General features: G+C 37.7%; 25 protein-coding genes. 21 read left to right on the forward strand and 4 right to left on the reverse strand.

What is annotated here, in order from left to right:
• The first annotated feature begins 192 nt into the window (after window positions 1-192).
• The 6 genes from deoD (at window position 193) to HBB17_RS12035 (ending at window position 5,979) form a co-directional block, all read left to right on the forward strand.
• Window positions 193-897, forward strand: a complete 705-nt coding sequence (deoD, locus tag HBB17_RS12010; RefSeq protein ID WP_167957743.1) for a purine-nucleoside phosphorylase — start codon at window positions 193-195, stop codon at window positions 895-897.
• A gap of 73 nt (window positions 898-970) precedes the next feature.
• Window positions 971-1,636: a deoxyribose-phosphate aldolase gene (deoC, locus tag HBB17_RS12015; protein WP_167957744.1), complete on the forward strand. Its 666-nt coding sequence runs from the start codon at window positions 971-973 to the stop codon at window positions 1,634-1,636.
• A 179-nt stretch (window positions 1,637-1,815) separates the two neighbouring features.
• Window positions 1,816-2,232, forward strand: a complete 417-nt coding sequence (cdd, locus tag HBB17_RS12020) for a cytidine deaminase (protein WP_167957745.1) — start codon at window positions 1,816-1,818, stop codon at window positions 2,230-2,232.
• Window positions 2,233-2,342: 110 nt separating this feature from the next.
• A complete protein-coding gene (locus HBB17_RS12025) occupies window positions 2,343-3,668 on the forward strand; it encodes a pyrimidine-nucleoside phosphorylase (RefSeq protein WP_167957746.1) in 1,326 nt (441 codons plus the stop codon).
• 97 nt (window positions 3,669-3,765) lie between these two features.
• Window positions 3,766-4,674 (forward strand): hypothetical protein, encoded by a 909-nt coding sequence (locus HBB17_RS12030; RefSeq protein WP_167957747.1) that lies wholly within the window; start codon window positions 3,766-3,768, stop codon window positions 4,672-4,674.
• Between the two features lie 288 nt (window positions 4,675-4,962).
• Window positions 4,963-5,979, forward strand: coding sequence for a glycosyltransferase (locus HBB17_RS12035; RefSeq protein WP_167957748.1), 1,017 nt, complete (start codon window positions 4,963-4,965; stop codon window positions 5,977-5,979).
• A gap of 148 nt (window positions 5,980-6,127) precedes the next feature.
• On the opposite strand, the gene HBB17_RS12040 is transcribed toward HBB17_RS12035, so the two are convergent.
• The gene (locus tag HBB17_RS12040) at window positions 6,128-6,850 is read right to left on the reverse strand and encodes a phosphatase PAP2 family protein (RefSeq protein ID WP_330588220.1); all 723 of its coding nucleotides are present in this window, start codon (window positions 6,848-6,850) and stop codon (window positions 6,128-6,130) included.
• A 323-nt stretch (window positions 6,851-7,173) separates the two neighbouring features.
• Here HBB17_RS12040 and HBB17_RS12045 point away from each other — a divergent pair, with 323 nt between their 5' ends.
• Window positions 7,174-8,034 (forward strand): metallophosphoesterase family protein, encoded by an 861-nt coding sequence (locus HBB17_RS12045; RefSeq protein ID WP_167957749.1) that lies wholly within the window; start codon window positions 7,174-7,176, stop codon window positions 8,032-8,034.
• 42 nt (window positions 8,035-8,076) lie between these two features.
• Here the strand turns inward: HBB17_RS12045 and HBB17_RS12050 are convergent, their stop codons facing one another.
• A complete protein-coding gene (locus HBB17_RS12050) occupies window positions 8,077-8,754 on the reverse strand; it encodes an LrgB family protein (RefSeq protein WP_167957750.1) in 678 nt (225 codons plus the stop codon).
• Window positions 8,735-9,115, reverse strand: a complete 381-nt coding sequence (locus tag HBB17_RS12055; RefSeq protein ID WP_167957751.1) for a CidA/LrgA family protein — start codon at window positions 9,113-9,115, stop codon at window positions 8,735-8,737. The genes HBB17_RS12050 and HBB17_RS12055 overlap by 20 nt, the downstream gene beginning before the upstream one ends.
• A 238-nt stretch (window positions 9,116-9,353) precedes the next feature.
• Here HBB17_RS12055 and aguA point away from each other — a divergent pair, with 238 nt between their 5' ends.
• The 7 genes from aguA to nspC all read left to right on the forward strand — a co-directional run bounded on the left by aguA (window position 9,354) and on the right by nspC (window position 17,462).
• A complete protein-coding gene (gene aguA / locus HBB17_RS12060) occupies window positions 9,354-10,460 on the forward strand; it encodes an agmatine deiminase (protein ID WP_167957752.1) in 1,107 nt (368 codons plus the stop codon).
• A gap of 43 nt (window positions 10,461-10,503) precedes the next feature.
• Window positions 10,504-11,373, forward strand: coding sequence for an N-carbamoylputrescine amidase (aguB, locus tag HBB17_RS12065; protein WP_167957753.1), 870 nt, complete (start codon window positions 10,504-10,506; stop codon window positions 11,371-11,373).
• Window positions 11,374-11,601: 228 nt separating this feature from the next.
• Window positions 11,602-12,405: an adenosylmethionine decarboxylase gene (gene speD, locus HBB17_RS12070; protein WP_334297184.1), complete on the forward strand. Its 804-nt coding sequence runs from the start codon at window positions 11,602-11,604 to the stop codon at window positions 12,403-12,405.
• Window positions 12,406-12,488: 83 nt separating this feature from the next.
• Window positions 12,489-13,946: an aminotransferase class I/II-fold pyridoxal phosphate-dependent enzyme gene (locus HBB17_RS12075; RefSeq protein WP_167957754.1), complete on the forward strand. Its 1,458-nt coding sequence runs from the start codon at window positions 12,489-12,491 to the stop codon at window positions 13,944-13,946.
• Between the two features lie 91 nt (window positions 13,947-14,037).
• Complete coding sequence (gene speE, locus HBB17_RS12080; RefSeq protein WP_167957755.1) at window positions 14,038-14,889, forward strand: polyamine aminopropyltransferase; 852 nt, start codon at window positions 14,038-14,040, stop codon at window positions 14,887-14,889.
• A 157-nt stretch (window positions 14,890-15,046) separates the two neighbouring features.
• Complete coding sequence (locus HBB17_RS12085; protein ID WP_167957756.1) at window positions 15,047-16,246, forward strand: saccharopine dehydrogenase family protein; 1,200 nt, start codon at window positions 15,047-15,049, stop codon at window positions 16,244-16,246.
• 16 nt (window positions 16,247-16,262) lie between these two features.
• Window positions 16,263-17,462, forward strand: a complete 1,200-nt coding sequence (gene nspC, locus HBB17_RS12090) for a carboxynorspermidine decarboxylase (RefSeq protein WP_167957757.1) — start codon at window positions 16,263-16,265, stop codon at window positions 17,460-17,462.
• A gap of 207 nt (window positions 17,463-17,669) precedes the next feature.
• Here nspC and HBB17_RS12095 read toward each other — a convergent pair whose 3' ends face one another.
• Complete coding sequence (locus tag HBB17_RS12095) at window positions 17,670-17,957, reverse strand: hypothetical protein (RefSeq protein ID WP_167957758.1); 288 nt, start codon at window positions 17,955-17,957, stop codon at window positions 17,670-17,672.
• 223 nt (window positions 17,958-18,180) lie between these two features.
• On the opposite strand from HBB17_RS12095, the gene spoIIID reads away from it, so the two are divergent.
• The 7 genes from spoIIID to rsxA all read left to right on the forward strand — a co-directional run bounded on the left by spoIIID (window position 18,181) and on the right by rsxA (window position 24,297).
• On the forward strand, window positions 18,181-18,441 hold the full coding sequence (gene spoIIID, locus HBB17_RS12100; protein ID WP_167957759.1) for a sporulation transcriptional regulator SpoIIID: 261 nt from the start codon (window positions 18,181-18,183) through the stop codon (window positions 18,439-18,441).
• Between the two features lie 135 nt (window positions 18,442-18,576).
• Window positions 18,577-19,200, forward strand: coding sequence for a TetR/AcrR family transcriptional regulator (locus HBB17_RS12105; RefSeq protein WP_167957760.1), 624 nt, complete (start codon window positions 18,577-18,579; stop codon window positions 19,198-19,200).
• Window positions 19,201-19,891: 691 nt separating this feature from the next.
• A complete protein-coding gene (rsxC, locus tag HBB17_RS12110) occupies window positions 19,892-21,211 on the forward strand; it encodes an electron transport complex subunit RsxC (RefSeq protein WP_167957783.1) in 1,320 nt (439 codons plus the stop codon).
• A 135-nt stretch (window positions 21,212-21,346) separates the two neighbouring features.
• Complete coding sequence (locus tag HBB17_RS12115; RefSeq protein WP_167957761.1) at window positions 21,347-22,285, forward strand: RnfABCDGE type electron transport complex subunit D; 939 nt, start codon at window positions 21,347-21,349, stop codon at window positions 22,283-22,285.
• Window positions 22,278-22,919 carry an RnfABCDGE type electron transport complex subunit G gene (locus tag HBB17_RS12120; RefSeq protein WP_167957762.1) on the forward strand — a complete coding sequence of 214 codons (642 nt, stop codon included), beginning with the start codon at window positions 22,278-22,280 and terminating at the stop codon, window positions 22,917-22,919. The genes HBB17_RS12115 and HBB17_RS12120 overlap by 8 nt, the downstream gene beginning before the upstream one ends.
• Before the next feature lie 11 nt (window positions 22,920-22,930).
• Window positions 22,931-23,725: an RnfABCDGE type electron transport complex subunit E gene (locus HBB17_RS12125; protein WP_167957763.1), complete on the forward strand. Its 795-nt coding sequence runs from the start codon at window positions 22,931-22,933 to the stop codon at window positions 23,723-23,725.
• Window positions 23,722-24,297, forward strand: coding sequence for an electron transport complex subunit RsxA (gene rsxA, locus HBB17_RS12130; RefSeq protein ID WP_167957764.1), 576 nt, complete (start codon window positions 23,722-23,724; stop codon window positions 24,295-24,297). Before HBB17_RS12125 ends, rsxA begins: the two co-directional genes overlap by 4 nt.
• The last annotated feature ends 5 nt before the right edge of the window (window positions 24,298-24,302 follow it).

Genomic DNA, 24,302 nt, shown 5'->3' on the forward strand with positions numbered 1-24,302 from the left:
TCATTATATAACCATTTATTAGAAAATCATATAAAATTTATAAGCTACAATGAAAAAACACTTCAGTTTCATTGATAATACAGGGAAAATGTAGTATACTAAAATTCAGTCTATTTGTTACGAATGTGGCAAAGAATGACGAGATTTATTATGATTTTCAGCAAACAAATTTAGATAGTAGGAGGTAGAATTATGGCAACACCACATAATGCAGCAAAACCTGGAGACATAGCAAAGACGGTCCTAATGCCAGGCGATCCATTAAGAGCAAAATATATTGCAGAGAATTTCTTAGAAGATGTAACATGTTTTAATACAGTACGTAATATGTTTGGATATACGGGAACTTACAAAGGAAAGAGAGTTTCTGTAATGGGTGGAGGTATGGGTATGCCATCCATCGGTATCTATTCTTACGAGCTATACAATTTTTATGATGTAGAAAGCATTATCCGTATTGGTTCTGCCGGCGGAATCGGTGATGATATTAAAGTACGTGATGTAATTATTGGTATGGGTGCTTCTACGGATTCTAATTATGCAGAGCAATATAAGTTACCAGGAACATTCGCTCCAATCGCTGATTACTCTTTATTACGTAAAGCAGTAGATACAGCAGAAGCAAAAAACATTAAAGTAGTTGTAGGCAATATCTTATCATCAGATCACTTCTACAATGATTATGATAAGACAAATGAATTATGGAAGAAGATGAATGTAGCTGCTGTTGAGATGGAAGCGGCAGCATTATATATGATCGCAGCAAGAGCAAACAAGAAAGCTTTATGTATTCTAACGGTATCTGATCATGTATTTACAGGAGAATCTTTACCAGCAGAAGAAAGGCAGACAAGTTTCCGTGAGATGATGGAAATTGCATTAGAGACAGCAGAGTAATTGGAACAGAAGCAAAAGAGACTATGCAGTCGTCATTTCGGAGGCATTATAGACGAGAGAGGATCGATTAGATATGGATAAAAAGAATATTTTTGAAAAAGTTGATCATACATTATTAGGTATCACATCTACATGGTCAGATATTAAGACAATTTGTGATGATGCAATTCACTATCAAACAGCAAGTGTGTGTATTCCTCCATCTTATGTTAAGCAAGCAAAAGAATATGTGAAAGACCAAATGGCAGTATGTACAGTTATCGGATTTCCAAATGGTTACAACACAACTGCAGTGAAAGCATTTGAAACGAAAGATGCAATTGAAAATGGAGCAGATGAGATTGATATGGTTATCAATCTTGGCTGGGTGAAAGATCAAAGATTCGATTTGATTGAAGAAGAAATTAAAACGTTAAAGGCAGTATGTAAAGATAAGATTCTAAAAGTAATCATCGAAACATGTGTGCTGACAGATGAAGAAAAGGTTAAAATGTGCAAGGTTGTTACAGATGCAGGTGCAGATTATATCAAAACATCAACTGGATTCTCAACTGCTGGTGCTACATTTGCTGATATTGAACTGTTCTCAAAGAATATTGGTGAGGGTATTAAGATGAAAGCTGCTGGAGGTATATCTTCTTTTGCAGACGCCGAAAAATTCATTGAGCTTGGAGCTTCAAGATTAGGAACAAGCCGTATTGTTAAATTAGCAAAGAACGAAACTGCTACAGGATATTAAGATACGTGTTTGAAAATGGGGGTATTTAGAAAGGAATCTTTCTGTAATACCCTCACTTCTATATAAAGAGTAACTCCATAAAAATCTGTTTGTTGGTATGTAAGTTCACAGATGCGGTTTGTAAAGAGTTGGAGTAACAAAGGAAGTTGGATCGAAAAGCAAAATAGGAGGATTGCCATATGGATAATAAAGAATTAATTAGAAAAGCAATCGATGGTTTGAAATATTCTTATGCACCTTATTCAAACTTTAATGTATCTGCTGTTCTTGTAACAAAAGATGGCGAGATCTACACGGGTTGCAATATTGAAAATGCGGGATACACACCTACGAATTGTGCAGAACGTACAGCTTTCTTTAAAGCAATTAGTGAAGGTGTACGTGGATTTGAAAAAATTGTGATTGTTGCAGGAAAGAATAGAAAAGTAGAAGGAATGACAGCTCCTTGCGGTGTGTGTAGACAGGTTATGATGGAGTTTTGTGATCCAAAAACATTCAAGATTATATTAGCTGAATCAGAGGATACGTATAAAGAATTTACATTAGAAGAGTTATTACCACTTGGATTTGGACCTGGAGATTTACTAGAAGGCTAAGAGATGATAATACGTAGTAATCAGAGTGGCAAATTATCTTTTGGCACTCTGATTTTGCATTGTTTAAAATGAAATCTATGATACAAGAAGACGAAATGGAGATGAGTTGTATGAGAATGGTAGATTTGATTACGAAGAAAAAAGAGGGAGAAATTCTAACGGATGAAGAAATCCAATTTATGATAGATGGCTATGTAAAAGAAGAGATTCCGGATTATCAGATGTCAGCAATGCTTATGGCAATCTGCTTTAAGGGAATGACAGACCATGAGATGGCAGTAATGACTGGTGCAATGGCACACTCAGGAGATATGGTAGACCTATCAGCAATCAATGGTGTTAAGGTGGACAAGCACAGTACAGGTGGTGTTGGTGATAAGACAACGCTTGTAATAGCACCTATTGTTGCAGCCTGTGGTGGTAAAGTAGCGAAAATGTCTGGTAGAGGTCTTGGACATACTGGTGGTACCATTGATAAGATGGAATCTATTCCAGGAATGCAGACGTCCCTTCCAAGAGAAAAATTCTTTGATATTGTGAACAAGACAGGTTTAAGTGTGATCGGTCAATCTGGTAACATGGCACCAGCGGATAAGAAATTATATGCTTTACGGGATGTAACAGCCACAGTAGGCAGTATTCCACTAATTGCATCCTCAATCATGAGTAAGAAGTTAGCAGCAGGAAGCGATTGTATTCTACTTGATGTAAAAACAGGTAGTGGTGCATTCATGAAAACATTAGATGATTCTATTCTATTGGCACAAAAAATGGTTGCAATAGGGGAACATGAAGGTAGAAAAACAGTTGCATTAATCACAGACATGGATATTCCACTTGGAAATGCAATTGGTAATTCTCTTGAAGTTATTGAGGCTGTACATACCCTACAAGGGCATGGGCCAGAGGATTTTACAAGTGTATGTTTAAGTCTTGCTGCGAATATGTTGCATCTTGCAGGAAAAGGAGATGTGGATAGCTGTAGAAAGATGGCGGAAGAAGCAGTTGCATCTGGAAAAGCACTAGGAAAGTTAATAGAAATGGTAGAAGCACAAGGTGGAGACTCTGCAGTAATAAAGAATACCGAATTGTTTGCAAAAGCGCCTTTACAGCATGATGTTATTGCAGATCGTGAAGGATATATTACACATATGAACACAGAACAATGTGGTATTGCATCTGTAGAACTTGGTGCAGGACGTGCTACAAAGGAAAGTACCATTGATTATTCTGCAGGAATCATCTTACAGAAAAAGATTGGTGCATATGTGAAAAAAGGGGAAGTTCTTGCTACCTTATATGCCGCAGAAGAGAAAATGTTTGCAGATGCAGAGAAATTGTTACTAGAGGCATATACCATTGCAGAGGATAAACCTCTTATTGAACCTCTAATATTTGCAAGAGTAAGCAAAGAAGGAATTGAAAAGTATTCATAATGTATGGTATAGTTGATGTGATGATAGTGCAATCATAATAATTTCCAAAAGTGGTTGCACTTGATTAATATTTTTCAAAGAGAGAGAGGAATTTAGTATGGCAAAGTTTTGTGGTAAGTGCGGAAAGCCTTTACAAGATGGAGAAGTATGCTCATGTTCTCTGGGGAGTGAACAAGAACAAACAACTACATCTGTAGTCAATGAAGCGCAAACAAATAACGCACAGCAGGGGTCAGTTCAACAGCCTGTTCAGCCTGGATATACCTATGGACAGACAACACAAGGGGAGCAGCAACCAACAATGCAGGGTCAACCAATGCAAGGCCAACCAATGCAAAGTCAGGGAGCACCAAGCCAATTCAGTCAACAAGCCTCACAGGCAGCTGCAGTTGCCGGAAAGTATGCAAAGAATGTTTGGAAGATGTTGTTAGATATGTGGAAAGCACCAGCAGATAATGTAAAGAGTTTTGTTGATGAGAAAAACTTCACCAACGCTTTGATTTTAGTCGGTGTGCAAGCTGTTTTATCGATGATCTTTTCTTGTCTATTACTTAGAAAGGCATATTCAGCTATTATGTCGTTGTTTGGTGGGTTCTCTTACCTCATGTCAGATGCAGTTAAGATTCCTTACGCGAAAACAGCATTTACTACATTAATCTTTATTATACTATTTGCAGCTACATTTGCTGGAATTTCCATGATTGTTGAAAAGCAATTTGCTAAAGTTAATATGACGTTTAAGGAAGCAGTTTGTCTTGCAGCAGTTAAAGTAGCACCTACATTACCATTTATCGCTGTAGGAATTGTAACTTCTTTATTTAATTTATACTTGACACTTGCGGTCGTTTCACTTGGAGGAATTGCAGGTTATTTATATGTACATACAGCATTAAATAATGGAAAAGTTCAAGATGAAAACAAACGTGTCTTTACGTCTTTCTTGATTTTAGGATTAGATATGCTTGTTACATTATTTATTATGTATATTTACATTAAAATGCAGTAAATCGTTTTAATCAACACTCCTTAGCGGTATTGGATCCTAAGGAGTGTTTCTTAGAAAGTTGTAATCAGTCAGATATTTTGAATGGATAATGAAGATCGGATTGGGAATACTATAGATAGCAAATTTGATTATATACATTAACAATGTTTGGAAAGTAAAAAACGAATATTACTGGAATAATCCAGTTTACTATATAAAAAGATGTATTTTAAATCAGATACATGGGGAAAAGATAAAAGGACAAAGGACATTAGTGAATTTGTCCTTGTTAGTTGTTTGGGAGGCATTATGAAATTATTATCGGTGGCAATACCAAGTTATAATTCACAAGAATACCTGGGCAGAGCTGTTGAGACGTTACTATCCGGTGGAGAAGAGATGGAGATTATCATAGTAAATGACGGCTCTAAGGATAAGACAGGAGAGATTGCTGATGCATACCAGAAGAAGTATCCAACAATTGTGAAAGCAGTACACCAAGAAAATGGTGGACATGGACAAGCTGTGAATACGGGATTAAAGAATGCAACAGGTATGTACTTTAAGGTGGTAGACAGTGATGACTGGGTTAATGAAGACTCACTAAAGCGGGTCCTTGCTCTATTGCGTAAAATGGTATCAGATAAGGTATCGTTAGATCTGTTAATTGCAAATTATGTATATGAGAAAGTAAACCTGAATAAACAGAAGGTAATTGATTACAAAGGGGCTATGCCCGTTGACCAGCTATTTACATGGGATGATTTGAAACACTTTAAACAGAGTCAAAATATCCTGATGCATTCCGTATTTTATCGGACGCAATTATTAAGAGATTGTAAACTACAATTACCAAAACATACATTTTATGTGGATAATATATTCGTATATCAGCCATTGCCATATGTGAAGACGATGTATTATATGGATGAGAACTTCTATCGGTATTTTATTGGTCGAGAGGATCAATCAGTGAATGAGAAAGTGATTATGAGTAGAATCGACCAACAGATCAGAGTAACCAAACTGATGATTGAGTCTACCGACGTATTTTCGATATCTAGTAAGAAATTACGAAATTATATGCTCAAGTATTTGTCGGTTATGATGATGGTTTGTTCTGTATACTTAGTTAAGATTGGAACGAAAGAAAGTTTACATGAGAAGAAAAAATTGTGGAATTATCTTAGAAAAGAAAACCCTAAGATGTATCGTAAGATACGACATAGTGTGCTAGGTCATAGCATGCATCTACCAGGACATATGGGACATGCTATTATACGTATGGGTTATCGGATCTCTCAAAAAGTTATTGGATTTGGTTGATGAAGATAAAAAATAAACTTCAACAATAAGACCTAGGTCAATATATTGACCTAGGTCTTATTGTTTTACGCGAGCAACGAGCCAAAGTCCAAGTTTACTTGAAACCTTGGCGACTGCCGCGATAATATAGTTTGGTAAGAATGAATTTCTATACTTCATTATGCGTCTCACATAATGACTGTTTTTTGTTAAATAACTTTGTATAATTCGGTACATATACAAGTAGGTACATGAATACACTTAAGATCATTGCGGCAATTCCATCAAACGCAGAGTGTTGTTTTAGGAAGACCGTTGATAAACAGATTAAGATACATAATACGCAGGAAGTACGACGAACCAAGTGATTATTCTTTAATCGTGAGGAATGCATAACGGCAATATGAATTCCAATGGAATTAAATACATGAATACTTGGACAGACATTTGTTGATGTATCAGATGCATATAATTTCTTTGCAATGTCTACAAGGAAATTATCCCTAGCAAATGTGGTAGGGCGCAGATCCTGTCCATTTGGCCATATGGTATAGATGGTCAAGCAGATTGTCATACCAATAAAAAGAAAAGCACAGCATCGATAATATTCTTCTTTTGATGTAAATAAAAGAAATGCAATGACTACTGCCACATACATAAACCACAAATAATATGGAATAATAAATAGTTCATTAAAAGGAATCAGATCATCCAAACGTATATGAATGGACGTATAATTAGTAGTAATGGTTTTTTCTAAATAAAAGAACCAAGGAAAATAAACAAATAGATAAACGAGTGTCCAAGCATGTTTATACTTCTTAAAAAAGTTTATAATCGAATTCCCCTTAGGGGAAACATGGTTAGGCTTATTATGCTTTGATGTGTTCAAAATATGCCGCCTTTCTATGGATAATGAATAACAACAGTTATGTCCAATTAACTAATGACATACGTGATTATAGCATAAGATGGGTAGGGGTGCAATCCATAGAAAGATGAAAAAAGTATTAAGATTTCCGTAACGAGCTATTATTTATTTTGTAGTTTATAATATAGGGAATTGAATGAAATTGACGGATTTGCGCACGAAGAAAAATTTGTTTATAATAATGGTATAAGAGTCAAAGGGGCGTCAATGTACTTTTTGACAAACGAATCAAATGGAATAGAAAGAATGTTTTTACTCCGAGGAACAAACGAAGGGAGGAAAAAATGAGAGTAGCCGTATTAAGTGATATACATAGCAATCACTTTGCATTAGAGGCCTGTTTGCATTATATAGAAAAAGAGGGAATTAATAAGATTATTTTTTTGGGGGATTATGTAAGTGATTGCCCCAACCCCCAAACCACTATGAATCTGCTTACGCAGATTCGTAAAAATTACGAAACATGGTGTATTCGGGGGAATCGGGAGGAGTATTTTATCCGTCATGCACAAGGATATGCGGATGGTTGGGTCTACCAAGCGAATACAGGTAATCTTCTCTACACTTATGAAAATCTTAGATCGGAAGATTTAAAGTGGTTTCAATCACTATCCAATAAAGGAAGAGTGAAACTGGAAGGGACAAAGGACATTATTCTTGCACATGGATCATTGGTTAATACAAGGGAACTTTTATATGAGAAAGCCGAGAATACCAATAAGCTCCTAAAAGAAATACCTGCATCGTATATGTTATGTGGGCATACGCATAAACAGTTCCAATATGAATATGAGGGGAAACAGTTGATTAATCCGGGTTCTGTAGGTGTTCCCATTGGATGTAAAAAAAGCGCCCATATGGCGGTTTTGAGTTGGGAAGAGGGAATGTGGAAAATGAAGGGGGTGACCTTACCCTATGATTTTAAGAGATTGCGAGAAGAATTTGAAGCAAGTGAAATGAAGGAGAAAGCATATCTGTGGATGTGTTGTATCCTCCATTCCATCGAGGATGGGGTGAATTATGCGCCGACTTGTGTTAAAAAGGCATATGACCTTGCTAAACAAGAATTGGGGAATGCAGATTGGAACCACATTCCACCAAAGTACTGGAATTTGGCAGCAAAACATATGGGGTTGTTGGATTGACTTGTACTGTAATGAAATCCATTTTTAGAAATAATAGAACTGTTATAAAAATAGAGATAGCAGAACTGTCATAATTCCAGCGACACCTATGGCAATTCCACTCATTGCACCTTCCACTTCGCCGATTTCAATTGCCTTTGAAGTTCCAGCGGCATGGCTACAGGTACCAATTCCTACACCAGCAGCAATCTTACTTTTTACACGAAAAAGTTTGATCAAAATTGGGCAAGCCATGGAACCAAAGATTCCTGTGACAACAACAGCGGCTACCGTAATGGACGGTATACCTGAAAGACTGCTACTTACTTCCATTGCAATTGGGGTTGTAACGGATTTTGGAATCATGGAAGCGGTAATGGTGGATTCCAAATCAAATGCCTTGCATAAGAGATAGGTGCTACCCATAGAAGTAACGCTTCCCACGAGGCAACCAGCAGCTATTGGTATAAAATTCTTTTTTAGAACGGTAATTTGCCGATAGATCGAGTATGCCAAGACAGTGGTAGCAGGTGCAAGAAACATGGTGATAAAATCACCACCCAGATTATAGGATTCCAATGGGATGCGAAAAATTGCTAACACAGCGATAATGATGATTGTGGTCCAAAGTAAGGGGTTAAGCAAAGCAAGATTGGTCTTTTCGTTTATCTTCTTACATAACCAATAGACACCAAAGCTTAGTGTTAAACCGAAAAAAGGACTATTTAGGATCGAGTTCATTTGATTTGGCTCCTTTATTCATATATTTTATGATCATTGTGACGGTAAAAGTTGTAGTGAGAAAGGTAAGTATAGTAGTCACGATACAGATTAGGATTAACACGGCAATTTTACCTTTTAAAAAAGAGTATTGTTCAATGATTGCAACTCCAGAAGGGACAAAGAAAAATGCCATAGAGCTTAACAAAAATTCCGAGGTTTCCTTAATTGATGCGGGTTTGATACATTTGGTTATTAACAATAACAGAAGTAATAACATGCTGATCAGACTGGAAGGGAAGGTAAAAGGGAGTACAGAGGAGATTGCAACACCCACGAGACACATCCCAAAGATCAGACAAAGTTGTTTGATTATTTTCATTTGGAGTCTCCTAATTCATATTTTTCTATTGTATCCTAGCATAGTTCCAAAGCAACGTCAAATTGTAATTGGGCAGAGTATAAGGGAGTGGTTAGGAAATTGTACGACATCGATTCGCTAAATTAAGAAGCATGTACTTTATGAACGGCTGCATTTACGGAGTTTTGGGAAATAACTGAATTGACAGAAAGATTACTTCTATGGTACTTTATAGAAAACTAGGAAAGGGTACACGTATATGCGGATATTGAAAACAACACCAAGAGAAGATGGCTTCCACATGCCAGCTGAATATGAACAACACCAAGGTTGCTATATGATATGGCCAGAGCGAGCGGATTCCTGGCAATTTGGTGGAATCGCTGCAAAGAAAGAATTCGTGGAAGTAGCAAAAGCGATTCAATCTTCGGAACAAGTAACGATGTTAGTCAGTGAAAAAGAATATGATACAGCTCGCCGGATGCTTCCAGAGGAAATCCGTGTAGTTGAGATGTCCACGGACGATGCTTGGGTAAGAGATTGTGGACCGACATTTGTTGTAAATGAGAAGAAAGAACTTCGGGGAATCGATTGGTATTTTAATGCTTGGGGTGGACTAGAGGATGGATTATATTTTCCTTGGGATAAGGATAATAAGGTAGCTAGAAAGATTTGCGATCTTGAACAAAAAGATGTCTATAACGCGAGACATTTTGTATTAGAAGGTGGCTCGATTCATGTAGATGGGGAAGGAACTGCAATGGTTACAGAAGCCTGTCTGCTTAGTAAGGGACGAAATCCTGACATGACAAAGCAGGAAATTGAAGAACAATTAAAGGCATATCTATCAGTAGAAAAGGTTATCTGGTTGAAGAATGGAATATACCTTGATGAAACTAATGAACATATTGATAATATATGTGCCTTTGTTAAGCCTGCAGAAGTGGTTTTAGCTTGGACAGAGGATACGAATGATCCGCAGTATGCATTATCAAGCAGCTGTCTTGAAATCCTAGAGCGCGAACGGGATGCAAAGGGAAGGAAGATTACGGTTCATAAATTACCATTACCAAAACCGATTCATATGACGGAAGAGGATTGCGAAGGAATTGCTTGGTGTGAAGACGAGCCAACAAGAGAAGCAGGCGAACGCTTAGCAGCCTCCTATGTAAACTTCTATATTGGGAATACCTGTGTTGTTATGCCGGGATTTGAGGACCCGATGGATGAAGTAGCAAGAGAAGTTCTAGTAAATTTGTTTCCAGAACGAAGGGTTCTGCAAGTACCAACCAGAAATATCTTAATTGGTGGAGGCAATATTCATTGTATTACTCAACAAGTACCTGCGGGAAGAACAACCGTATAAGAGAAATCGATTTGGGTTAATTTAGTGGGAGGAAAGACAAGGGATGAGAAAAGTTAAAGTAGCTGCCACACAGATGGCGTGTTCATGGAATAGAGAAGAGACATTACAGAAGGCGGAACGACTCGTACGTGAAGCAGCAGGACAAGGGGCAAATATTATTCTATTGCAGGAATTATTCGAGATGCCTTACTTCTGTCAGAAAGAAGTATATGACTATTATCGGTTAGCAACTTCGGTTGAGGAAAACCCTGCGGTAAATCATTTCAAGGCGATCGCCAAAGAACTTCATGTTGTAATTCCTGTCAGCTTTTATGAAGCAGCGGGGAATACAACATTTAATACAGTTGCCATGATCGATGCAGATGGAACGGTACTTGGAACTTATCGAAAAACCCATATTCCTTGTGGGGAATGTTACGAGGAAAAATTCTATTTTTCTCCTGGAGATACGGGGTTTAAAGTGTGGGATACTGTTTATGGAAAAGTTGGCGTAGGAATCTGCTGGGATCAATGGTTTCCAGAGTCTGCGAGATGTATGGCGTTAATGGGAGCAGAGATCTTATTATATCCAACTGCTATTGGTTCAGAACCTGTTATGACGGTTGACAGTATGGAACATTGGAGAAGGTGCATGCAAGGACACGCGGCAGCAAACATTATGCCAGTGGTTGCTTCTAACCGTATTGGTGTTGAAACCGAAGGAGATAGTAGTATGAAGTTCTATGGTTCTTCCTTTATTGCAGATGAAACAGGAGCATTGGTTGCCAGTGCTGATCGTGAATCAGAATGTGTTTTGGTTGCAGAATTTGACTTGGATGCCATATGGGACCTTCGAATTGGCTGGGGCGTATTCCGAGACCGTAGACCAGAGATGTATGATGCCTTGTATAAACTAGATGCAAGAAAACGATAGATTTTTTTCTACAATTGTTTTTTTATGAAAAACATGGTAAGCTAATGAAAGCTGCTTATGACGTGACAACCTTAAGAGTCAGCTTGTTTTATGTAGTTGGCTAAAAAGGAAAAAAATATACTTACACAAGAATACATGTGAGATATACATACAGAAATCATGAGAAGTGCCGTAACGGGAGAAGTGCGCCTGTTACAAAATCATATAAGAAAGGTTGTGATGTTAGGGTTGGAAAAAAAGCTGACACTGTATGGCTTTAACAACCTCACAAAAACACTTAGCTTCAACATCTATGATGTTTGCTATGCAAAAAGTGAGCGAGAGCAAAAAGATTATATTAGATATATTGACGAGCAATATAACTCGGACCGATTAACGAAGATATTATGCGATGTAACCGATATGATCGGTGCTCATATTCTTAATATCTCAAAACAGGATTATGAACCACAAGGTGCAAGTGTGAATATTCTGATTGCTGAAGATTCCCTTGCAACGGAAAGTATCGACGAATCCTGCAATTTAGGTAAGTATGTAACAGAGAAACGCGACATGGTCCATGCACATTTGGATAAGAGTCATGTTACCGTTCATACCTTTCCTGAATATCATCCGGATAATGCAATTTCCACTTTTCGTGTAGATATTGATGTATCTACGTGTGGTGAAGTATCACCACTAAATGCTTTAGATTACCTGATTTCAAGCTTTGACTCGGATATCATAACCATTGATTACCGGGTTCGTGGTTTTACACGTGATGTTGAAGGTAAAAAGTTTTTCATTGACCATGATATTACTTCGATACAGAATTACATCGATGACAAGACGTTGGAACGTTATGATGCCATTGATGTGAATGTCTATCAATCGAATATTTTTCATACCAAGATGTTGATCAAAGAGATTGAGCTACAGAATTATCTCTTTAATCAAGATGTATACGAACTCCCTCCGAAACAGCGATTAGCTATAACGGATAGTCTGCGTAAAGAGATGATCGAGATATTTAGTGGAATGAATATCTACTAGTCCGGGACTTGGTAAGAAACTTGAGATAGACAGCAGAGTATGACTATACAAGAAGGGATAGTCAGCTAGCCAGGAGGTTAATCATGGATCAACGATCACAAGAATGTATGCCTTTATATGAGGCGCTGAAACAACATGATTCAAAAAGAATTGCACACTTTGACGTACCCGGCCATAAGGGAGGACGTGGAAACAAGGAGTTAAAACATTTCCTTGGAGAAACTTGTCTCCGCCTAGACGTGAATTCTATGAAGCCATTAGATAATCTGTGTCATCCGGTATCGGTGATCAAGGAAGCACAGGAATTAGCGGCAGAGGCTTTTGGTGCACAAGAAGCATTCTTTATCGTAAATGGAACAACAGCAGCAGTACAGGCAATGGTGATGTCCACCTGTAAGGCTGGTGATAAGATTATCATGCCCCGAAATGTTCACCGTAGTGCAATTAATGCCTTAGTTGTATGTGGTGCATTACCCGTTTATATCAATCCGGGGATAAACAAAGAATTAGGTATTCCTCTTGGTATGTCAGTTAAGGATGTAGAAGAGGCAATCCTAGAAAATCCAGAAGCAAAAGCAATTCTGGTCAATAATCCTACATATTATGGAATCTGTTCCGATTTGAAACGCATTGTTACGCTGGCACATGCACACAATATGCTTGTATTAGTAGACGAAGCACATGGAACACATTTTTACTTCGGAGAAGACATGCCGATTTCTGCTATGGAAGCGGGGGCGGATATGGCAGCAGTTAGTATGCATAAAACAGGTGGTTCGTTAACGCAAAGTTCCATCCTGCTTTGTAATAAGAGTATAAATGCGGATTACGTTCGTCAGATCATTAATCTGACCCAGACCACCAGTGGTTCATATCTGCTCATGTCTTCCTTAGACATTGCACGTAAGAACCTGAGTATGAATGGGAAAGAGATGTTTCGTAAGACGGTGGAATTTGCGGAATATGCAAGAGAAGAGATTAACAAACTAGGTGGTTATTATGCGTTTGCAGAAGAACTAGTTGATGGAGATGCCGTATATGCCTTTGATAAAACCAAATTATCCATTCATACAAGAGCCATTGGACTGGCAGGAATTGAAGTCTATGATCTGTTACGAGATGAATATGATATACAGATTGAATTTGGTGATATCGGTAATATCCTTGCTATTGTATCAGCAGGAGATCGTAATCTAGAGATTGAACGCTTAATTAGTGCTTTATCGGAAATCAAACGTCTATATGAAAAAGATAAAACAGGTTTGTTCGACCATGAATATATTAATCCCGATGTCGTTATGGCGCCACAGAAAGCGTTTTATGGAGAAAAGAAGTCTGTTTCAATTGAAAAGAGTGCGGGATATATCTGTGGAGAGTTTGTTATGTGTTATCCACCGGGAATTCCAATCTTGGCTCCTGGCGAGCGAATTACAGAGGATATTGTGAATTATATCCTGTATGCAAAAGAAAAAGGCTGCTTTATGACAGGTACGCAAGATATGAAGATCGAGAACATTAATATTGTAATCGAAGAGGGTTAACTTGTGCTACCATGTGATTCAAACTTTACGGAGTGTTGTCTTGAATGAATGACAAGAGTTGTAAAGTTTGTGAAAGAAAGGAATGACGTCTGTGGAATTATGGTTTACGGAAGAACATACGAAAAATGTTCGATTTTCTATAAAAGTTGAGAAACAATTGGTAAGTAAACAAGGGGACTTTCAACGAATTGATGTATTTGATACAAAAGAATTTGGAAGAATCCTGACCTTAGATGGGTATTTGATGGTTACGGAGAAAGATGAGTTCATCTACCATGAGATGATCACCCATGTTCCGATGGCTGTTAATCCAGCGATTAAAAAGGTACTGGTGATTGGTGCAGGCGATGGAGGAACCATTCGGGAATTAACAAGATATACGTCCATTGAATGGATTGATATGGTTGAAATTGATCAGGAAGTGGTTAACGTTTGTAAGGAGTATTTACCACAAACAGCATGCAAGCTAGAGGATGAACGTGTACATATTCATTATGAGGATGGTTTGAAATTTGTACGAAAACCAGTCAACATGTATGATCTTATTATTGTAGATTCTACGGATCCTTTCGGACCGGGAGAGGGGCTGTTTACAAAAGAGTTCTATGGAAACTGTTTTAAAGCATTAACTGACCAGGGAATTCTAATTAATCAGCATGAAAGTCCTTATTATGAAAGTGACGCCAATGCAATGCAACGGGCACATCGAAATATTAAAGCAGTATTTCCTGTGAGTGAAGTTTACCAGATGCATATTCCAACCTATCCTTCGGGACATTGGATGTTTGGATTTGCCTCAAAGGGGCTGTCACCAATTAAAGATTTGAATGCAGAATGGTGGAATCAGCTGGGACTTGAGACAAGATACTATAATACAGATTTGCATTTGGGTGCATTTGCATTACCAAATTACGTGAAGAAGTTATTAATGGAATGTGAGTAACAGGAAGTAGGCGCTGGTTGTATATTGGCGCAATAAGTAAGGAATCGGACCAAGTTTCTACGATAAATACATAAAAAAGACTAAGAAAAGGAGGAAGAGATTCTACAGGTTATATTCAATGTGGGGATATACCGTATAGAAATCTCGCTATGAATAAATGGGAAAAGCACTTATTATTGGAGCTGGCGGAGTTGCCAGTGTAGTTGTTCATAAATGTTGTCAAAACAGTGAAGTATTTGAGGAAATCTGCATTGCCAGCAGAACCAAATCCAAATGTGATGCATTAAAAGAAAAGTTAGATGGTGGAAAAACAAAGATTACCACTGCGCAAGTGGACGCAGACAGCGTAGAAGAGCTTGTAGCCTTAATCAAAGAAGTACAACCAGACCTTGTAATCAATGTGGCACTTCCTTATCAAGATCTTACAATCATGGATGCTTGTCTGGAAACAAAAGTTGATTACATGGACACAGCAAATTATGAACCACTAGATACCGCTAAGTTTGAATACAAATGGCAATGGGATTATAGAGAACGTTTTGAGAAAGCAGGAATAACTGCATTACTTGGCTGTGGATTTGACCCAGGTGTAACGGGTGTATTCTCAGCATATGCCATGAAACATTATTTTGATGAAATCCATGAAATTGATATTCTAGATTGTAATGGTGGAGATCATGGGTATCCATTTGCCACAAACTTTAATCCAGAGATTAACATTCGTGAGGTGTCTGCCAAGGGAAGCTATTGGGAGAATGGCGAATGGGTTGAAACAGAACCAATGGAGATTAAGAGAGTATACAATTTTGATCAAGTGGGTGAAAAGGACATGTATCTTCTTCACCATGAAGAACTAGAATCATTGGGGCTGAATATTAAGGGAATTAAAAGAATCCGTTTCTTTATGACATTTGGACAAAGTTATTTGACCCATCTGAAATGTTTAGAGAATGTAGGCATGACTTCGATTGAACCAATTGAGTTCGAAGGAAAGAAGATTGTTCCTTTACAGTTCTTAAAAGCAGTTTTACCAGACCCAGCGTCCTTAGGACCTAGAACGGTTGGTAAGACAAACATCGGTTGTATCTTCAAGGGCGTGAAAGATGGAAAAGAAAAGACATACTATGTGTACAATGTATGCGACCATCAAGAATGTTACAAAGAAGTAGGCTCTCAGGCAATTTCTTATACAACTGGAGTTCCTGCAATGATCGGTGCGTCTATGGTAATGACAGGTAAATGGAAAAAACCTGGTGTATACAATGTGGAAGAATTTGATCCAGATCCATTCATGGAGGCGCTTAACAAGTTCGGACTACCATGGATTGAAGATTTTAATCCAACATTAGTGGATTAGGAAAAGGATCATTGTTATGGATAATGTACAAGATACAATATCATACGAAGGGGTGCAGATCCCAGTAGAACAATTACGGGAAATTCCCACACCTTCCTATGTTGTGATAGAAGAACTATTAGAACGGAATGCGAAGATCTTAAGCGGCGTTATGGAGAGAACCGGTTGTAAGATTTTGCTGGCACAAAAAGCATTTTCTATGTTTGCCACCTATCCCTTGTTGGCGCAGTATCTAAGTGGTACTGCAGCAAGTGGTTTGTTCGAGGCGAAACTTGGAAGAGAAGAGTTTGGAAAAGAAGTACACATCTATTCTCCTGCGTACCGTGAGGAAGAAATGGATGAAATTCTTCAGACCAGTGACCACATTGTGTTTAACTCATTCGAACAGTGGATAACGTATAAGAAAAAGGTGCAGGCTGTGGATAGAAAGGTCTCTTGTGGACTTCGGATTAATCCAGAGTATTCGGAAGTGGAAGTGGACTTATATAATCCATGCTTTCCAAACTCTCGTTTTGGTGTGACATTGCAGCGGTTAGAAGAAGAACTTCAGAAAGATCCAAAGGCTTTAGAAGGGTTAGAAGGGTTTCATTTTCATGTCATGTGTGAACAGGGCGCTGGGGTATTAGAACGGGTACTGAACCGGGTAGAATCTCTCTTTGGAGTGTATCTGAAACAAATGAAATGGGTTAACTTTGGCGGGGGACATCATATAACAAAACCGGATTATGATCTTCCATTACTTGAGAAGTTAATTGTTCATGTGAGGGACACCTATGATGTTCAAGTTTATATGGAACCGGGTGAAGCAATTGGTGTGGATACAGGGATACTGGTAACCAAGGTATTAGATGTGATGAAGAATGGAATGGAGATTGCACTACTCGATACTTCCGCCGCTTGTCACATGCCGGATGTACTGGAGATGCCATACCGACCTGCTGTAATTGGTGCTAAGGTCGCAGGAGAACTTCCTTACACGTATCGTCTATCCAGTGCGACTTGTTTGTCTGGAGATGTAATAGGCGATTACTCTTTTGATAAACCATTACAAAAAGGGGAGTTGTTGTTCTTTGAAGATATGTCCCATTATACAATGGTGAAGAACAATACGTTCAATGGAATTAATTTGCCAACGATCATACTGTATACGAAAGAACAGAAGATGAAAGTAATTCGTTCTTTTGGATATACAGATTTTAAGAATCGATTATCCTGAGTTTTCTCTGGTAAATTACCTTAAAATGCAGGTAAATTTTATGTTCATACATTTTAGAATAATAGAATAATTTGAACATCAAGTAGAAGCAACAGAAAGAGCATAAGAAAAAAGACAATCAACGAAAGATTGTCTTTTTTCTTTGTTTAAAGCGGAGAACAAAGTACACTTTGTTCTTTTCATGTATAAATATTGTGTCTATAAACATTAAACTTTACGATAACGGGTAGAGAATTTGTCTTCCCCGCAAACAATACGGTCTCCGGCTTCTTCCGTAATAACGTAGTCACCCTGCTTAATAAAGGAACGTCCACGTCTGGTATCAATGTAAGGGCAAACAACCGTACCATCATTACGTGTAACTTGAATTAAACGGTCCGTTTTAATCCAACCATTTACAACGATTTTACTCCATAACTCAAACCCATCTTCAATACCTGAATTCAGTGTATATTGTACAGCATCTACAGGTAAACCAGTTCTTACGTATTTCATAAAATCACGTCCTCTCTGCTATTCTTTATTCTATTATACATGATATTTTATAGTAAAACAATCCGATTAAGAAAAAGAAAGTGTTAAGTTTTCTCCTTGAAACAAAGCATATATTTACTAAGATTGAGGTCTTCTAGGTAAATTCTTAATATAAGAATCGCGTTGCATAAAATACCACGGCAAAGCATAGATTGTAAAAACAAGGTTACTAGGGGGACTCCTCTTGAAAGGTTACATAGAAGAGCGAGCAATCGATATTGCAAATTATATTATCGATTATAATGCAACGGTAAGGCAAACAGCTAAGAAGTTTGGAATATCAAAATCAACCGTACATAAGGACGTAACGGAGCGACTTCCGTATATTAATCATTCTCTGGCAGAACGTGCACGTGTTGTTCTTGATCTTAACAAGTCGGAAAGACATATTCGTGGCGGTTTAGCGACAAGAGAAAAGTATTTACATAGGGTAGGCGAAAGATAATGGATAGGGGCTGTTGTGCTAAGAATTCTTAGTATGATGGCTCTTTTTTATTCCTTTGTTCTACTTGACAACAGCAAAAAAAAATTATATGGTAACTATTGTGAATAAATGGTATTGAAAAAGAGAGGAAATAATATGCGAGTTTTTGATGAGGTGGATCGACAAATTATAGAGGTGACAAGAACGTTGTTTTTAGAGCAAGGAATGCGAAAAACGGAGATGAAGGATATTGCAAAACATGTGGGGATTGGAAGAAGTACGCTGTATCGTCGTTTTGTGAATAAGGAAGCTATTTCATTCTATATTGCGATGCAGATTTTAGGGGAGATTCAAGAAGAACCCAAAGAAATGAAAACAGCGGTAAAGAAGAGTGGCTATGAGAAATTAAGCCAGTATCTAAATTACATGGTTGATACAATGATTGAAAATCCAGAGAAGATTCGATTTTTAGATGAGTTCGATCAAATATTTACAGATGTGTATCCAGATAGTGAAGAAGCTAGAGATTATGTTGCCTTTAACAATCAATATAGAAACCCTGCTAATAAGTACTACAGAGAAGGCCTTGCGGATGGAAGTATTCGAAGAAGTACTTGTGTGGATAATGAATTGGGAGTTATTATATCACTATTATTAGGTCTTGCGCAAAGAGTTATCCCTAGAGAACAACACTATATCCAAGAACATCATCAAGGAAGCAGAAAGTATTTTGACGATGCCCTTGTATATTTGCTATCGCCAATTAAGAATATGAATTGACTTATTACGACACAAGTGTTAGAATAACCTTATGATGATAAAGTAGCTCTGTTAAAGAGCTTTTTTGATGGTAATGGTGGGACACGTGTTCCAGATAGAAAAGGAGGTATGCAATTTCTTTATAGCAAACGGAATAAAGATGCCTTTTAGCCGGACATCATAAAATTTTTACTGTTCAAATTAGTTCGTGAAACAATATACAATTCGGTGCAATCGCCACATTGCACATTTGCTAGAACTTTAGCATTTACTTAGCATAATAACAATCCCTGCTGTATGGAGATCGAAAAACCATGCGCAGGGATTGTTTTTTTGCATTATATGAACACTTTGAATAGAGAATGAATAATTATCCAGTTGTATAATAGGAAATTATCGTATGTATTCAATACTCTCATAATTCGACTCATTTGACACCTAAAATACTATCTAAGAAAGTGGAAAAATGTAAAAATCGGCTGAAAAAGTATAAAAGTTTGCTAAATAAATATCATTTCTTGAATATACAAGAAATCTTTAATATAATAGACATGGCTATACAAAATAGAAGAAAGAAGAAATGAAATCACTTGAAACTACATAAATTAGATTAGGTAGAATCTGTATATGTGGCATTACTATACGATGAACTGTATTTTTATAAAATGGGAAAAGTGATTTGATTGATTATGAGAGAAAAGAGGGAAAGAGAATGGGATTGGCAACATTTAGAGGTGGAATTCATCCTTATGAAGGTAAGGAGTTATCCCAAGATAAGCCAGTTAGGATTGTTCTGCCAAAAGGCGACCTGGTATATCCGATGTCACAGCATATCGGCGCTCCTGCAAAACCAATTGTTCAAGTTGGAGATTATGTGCTTGCTGGTCAATTAATTGGAGAAGCGCAAGGTTTTATATCCGCCAATATTGTTTCGTCTGTGTCGGGAACGGTGAAAGCAATTGAGAAGAGATTGGTGGTCTCTGGTAATAAGGATACAGTGATTGTGATTGAAAATGATGGAAAATATGAATCACTTCCAACTGTTGGGAATAAAAGAGACTATACGCAACTATCAAAAGCGGAGATTCGCCAAATTGTGAAAGAGGCTGGAATTGTTGGTATGGGAGGAGCGGGTTTCCCTACGCATGTGAAAATCACTCCAAAAGATGACACAAAGATTGATTATGTTATCGTAAATGGTGCAGAATGTGAACCATATCTTACCTCTGATTATCGAATGATGATAGAAGAATCCGAGAAGATTGTAACTGGATTAAAGGTGGTACTTTCCTTGTTTGAACATGCAAAAGGTATTATTGCAATTGAAGATAATAAACCGGTTGCAATTAAGAAGTTACAAGGATTAGTTGAAAAAGAAGAAAGAATTGAAGTAAAGGTTCTGAAAACAAAGTATCCACAGGGGGCAGAACGACAGATGATCTATGCAACTACAGGAAGAAAGATCAATTCAACGATGTTACCTTCCGATGCAGGCTGTGTAGTGAATAATGTTGATACCATTATCTCGATCTATATGGCAGTCTGTGAATCGACTCCATTAATGCGAAGAATCGTAACAGTTACAGGTGATGCGATTAAGGATCCATGTAACTTTCATGTAAAAACAGGAATGAATTATCGGGAACTAATTGAGGAAGCAGGAGGATTCGTTACAAAACCTGAGAAGATCGTATCAGGTGGACCAATGATGGGAATAGCATTGTATTCACTTGATATACCAGTAACAAAGACATCCTCTGCACTCTTATGTCTTACATCAGATGAGGTTGCTAAACAGGAACCAACAGCATGTATTCGTTGTGGACGTTGTGTAGCTGCCTGTCCAAGTAAATTGATTCCACAAAAGATGTTAGAGTATGCACAGAGTTCGGATGAGGAAGGCTTTGTAAAGATCCATGGAATGGAATGTTATGAGTGTGGAAGCTGTACCTATGTCTGTCCGGCAAAGCGTCGTTTAACGCAAGCATTTAAGCAAACAAGAAGAAGTGTTATGGATAAGAGAAAGAAATAAGGAAGAAATGACAATGAAAAGTAAGGTAATTGTTTAGAACGAATCTAGAAACACGGAGTGTTTCTAGGCCTCTGAACAGTTACATGTTAATATTGAAATAATCTGGAAAGAAAAAGAATTGAGAGGTGCGAAATCGTGAACGATTTATTAAATGTATCAGCATCGCCACATGTGAGAAGTAAGGACACAACCCAAACCATCATGCGGGATGTTGCTCTTGCATTAGTACCGGCAAGTATAGCTGGTGTGATTAACTTCGGATGCAAGGCGCTCGTAATTATATTAGTAACCATTGCAACATGTGTATTGACAGAGTACATATATGAAAAAGGAATGCACAAAACCATTACAACATATGACTACAGTGCACTTGTAACAGGATTACTATTGGCATTAAATCTACCATCAAGTGTGCCATTATGGATTCCGATTATTGGTGGAGTATTTGCAATCCTAATTGTAAAGCAATTATATGGAGGTTTGGGACAAAACTTTATGAATCCAGCTCTGGCTGCAAGATGTTTTCTATTAATCTCCTTTACAGGAAGAATGACAACATTTACTTTCGATGGTGTAAGTGGGCCAACTCCATTGGCATTACTTAAGAATGGTGAAGAAACGGCATCTGTAACAAGCATGTTTTTAGGAAATATACCTGGAACGATAGGGGAAACGTCAGCGTTGGCAATCTTGCTTGGAGCAGCGTATCTGTTGATTCGAAAAGTCATCACACTTCGTATACCCCTTACTTACATCGGTTCCTTTATGGTATTTCTTGTTTTATTCGGTGGAAATGGTTTTGACGGAACATTCTTATTGAAACATTTGTTTGGAGGAGGCCTTTTATTGGGTGCTTTCTTCATGGCAACAGACTATGTAACAAGTCCAATAACTCCAATAGGGCAAATTATATTTGGAATTTTACTTGGAATCTTGACAGGTATCTTCCGAATCTTTGGAGGATCAGCAGAAGGTGTGTCATATGCCATCATTTTCTGTAATCTGTTAGTACCATTGATTGAAAAGATCACGGTTCCTACTCCATTTGGAAAGGAGCGTGCAAAACATGAGTAATAAGAAAAAGAATACAATTATTAAAGATGCACTTGCCCTTTTTTGTATAACATTAGTGGCAGGTATCCTACTTGGCTTTGTGTATGAGATTACAAAGGATCCAATCAAGAAGAAAGAGCAAGAGGCAAAGCAAAAAGCATACCAGACGGTATTTGCAGATGCGGTAAGCTTTAAAGAGAGTGACGCTGTTAAGTCTGCTTTAGACCAATCTCAAGCATTGCTGAAAGAGAATAAGCAGAGCAATGGAGAGGATTACAGCGGAGTTACCATTGATGAAGCACTAGAAGCTTATGATCAATCCGATGCTTTAGTCGGTTATGTTATGAATGTTACAACTGCCAACGGATATGGTGGAAATATTACAATTTCCATGGGAATTAAAATAGATGGAACGGTAACTGGTATGGAAATCCTGTCCATTAATGAAACAGCCGGTTTGGGGATGAAAGCAACAGAGGGCAAGTTCAAAGATCAATTTAAGGATAAGAATGTAGACCAATTTGCGTATACCAAGACAAAGGCAACAAATGAAAATGAAATTGACGCATTAAGTGGAGCAACAATAACAACAAAGGCCGTTACATCAGCAGTAAATGCAGGGGTTTGCTTTGCGAAAAACTGCTTAATAAAATAGGGGGTAGGGGAATGAATAAATATGTTGAACGATTATTTAATGGAATAGTGAAAGAAAACCCAACCTTCGTGCTGATGTTGGGGATGTGTCCTACCTTGGCAGTTACCACATCTGCTGTCAATGGAATGGGAATGGGATTAACAACAACGGTTGTATTGATCATGTCCAATATGTTGATCTCCATGTTACGTAAAATGATACCAGACAGTGTTCGAATGCCTGCATTTATTGTTGTAGTCGCATCATTTGTAACAATTGTGCAGTTTGCATTACAAGCATATATTCCAAGTTTGTATGATACCTTGGGAATCTATATACCACTAATCGTTGTAAACTGTATTATTCTAGGAAGAGCAGAAGCTTTTGCATCAAAGAATCCAGTAGGAGTTTCAATCTTTGATGGAATGGGAATGGGCCTAGGTTTTACAGTAGGTCTTACACTGATTGGTACATTTCGTGAACTTATTGGAAATGGTTCTATCTTTAATGTGGGAATCATGCCTGATTCCTATGAACCAGCTACAATCTTTATCTTAGCACCAGGAGCATTCTTTGTATTGGCTATGTTGACTGCTCTACAGAACAAACTCAAAGCACCTTCCGCAACCAATGGAGAAGGCACTAATGAACCAATTGCGTGTGGGGGAAACTGCAGTAATTGTCATGGTGTTGATTGCGTTGCGAATCACGAAGCTTTAGCGAAAGAGAAAGAAGAAAAAAATGCGCAGAAAATTGCAAAAGCAAAAGAAGCCGCATTGAAAGCAAAACAAGCAAAGGAAGTAAAGGAAGGGGAGCAGAGTAAATGAAAGAACTAATCATTATATTAATTGGAGCAGCATTAGTTAATAATGTTGTCTTAAGTCAGTTCTTAGGATTGTGTCCATTCCTAGGTGTATCAAAAAAAGTTGGGACAGCAGTAGGAATGGGTGGAGCAGTAATCTTTGTTATTACCATTGCATCTGCTTGCACAAGTTTAATCTATGATTTTGTTCTAGTACCAGCTAATTTAACCTATATGCAGACCATTGTATTTATCATGGTGATTGCAGCATTGGTTCAATTTGTTGAAATGGTACTTAAGAAGATTAGCCCAAGTTTATATAATTCATTAGGTGTATATTTACCATTGATCACTACAAACTGTGCAGTACTTGGTGTTGCCTTGATCAATGTACAAAAAGAATATAACTTAGTTACAAGTGTAGTAAATGGTTTTGGTACTGCTCTTGGTTTTACAATATCCATCGTCATCATGGCTGGAATCCGAGAGAGAATTGAACATAATGATATCTCAAAATCCTTCAAAGGCTCGCCAATTGTATTAATCACAGCTGGATTAATGGCAATTGCCTTCTTTGGATTTTCTGGATTGCTATAGGAGGA

Origin of the sequence: Anaerosporobacter faecicola (assembly GCF_012070565.1) — a bacterium.
Taxonomy (GTDB): domain Bacteria; phylum Bacillota; class Clostridia; order Lachnospirales; family Lachnospiraceae; genus Anaerosporobacter; species Anaerosporobacter faecicola.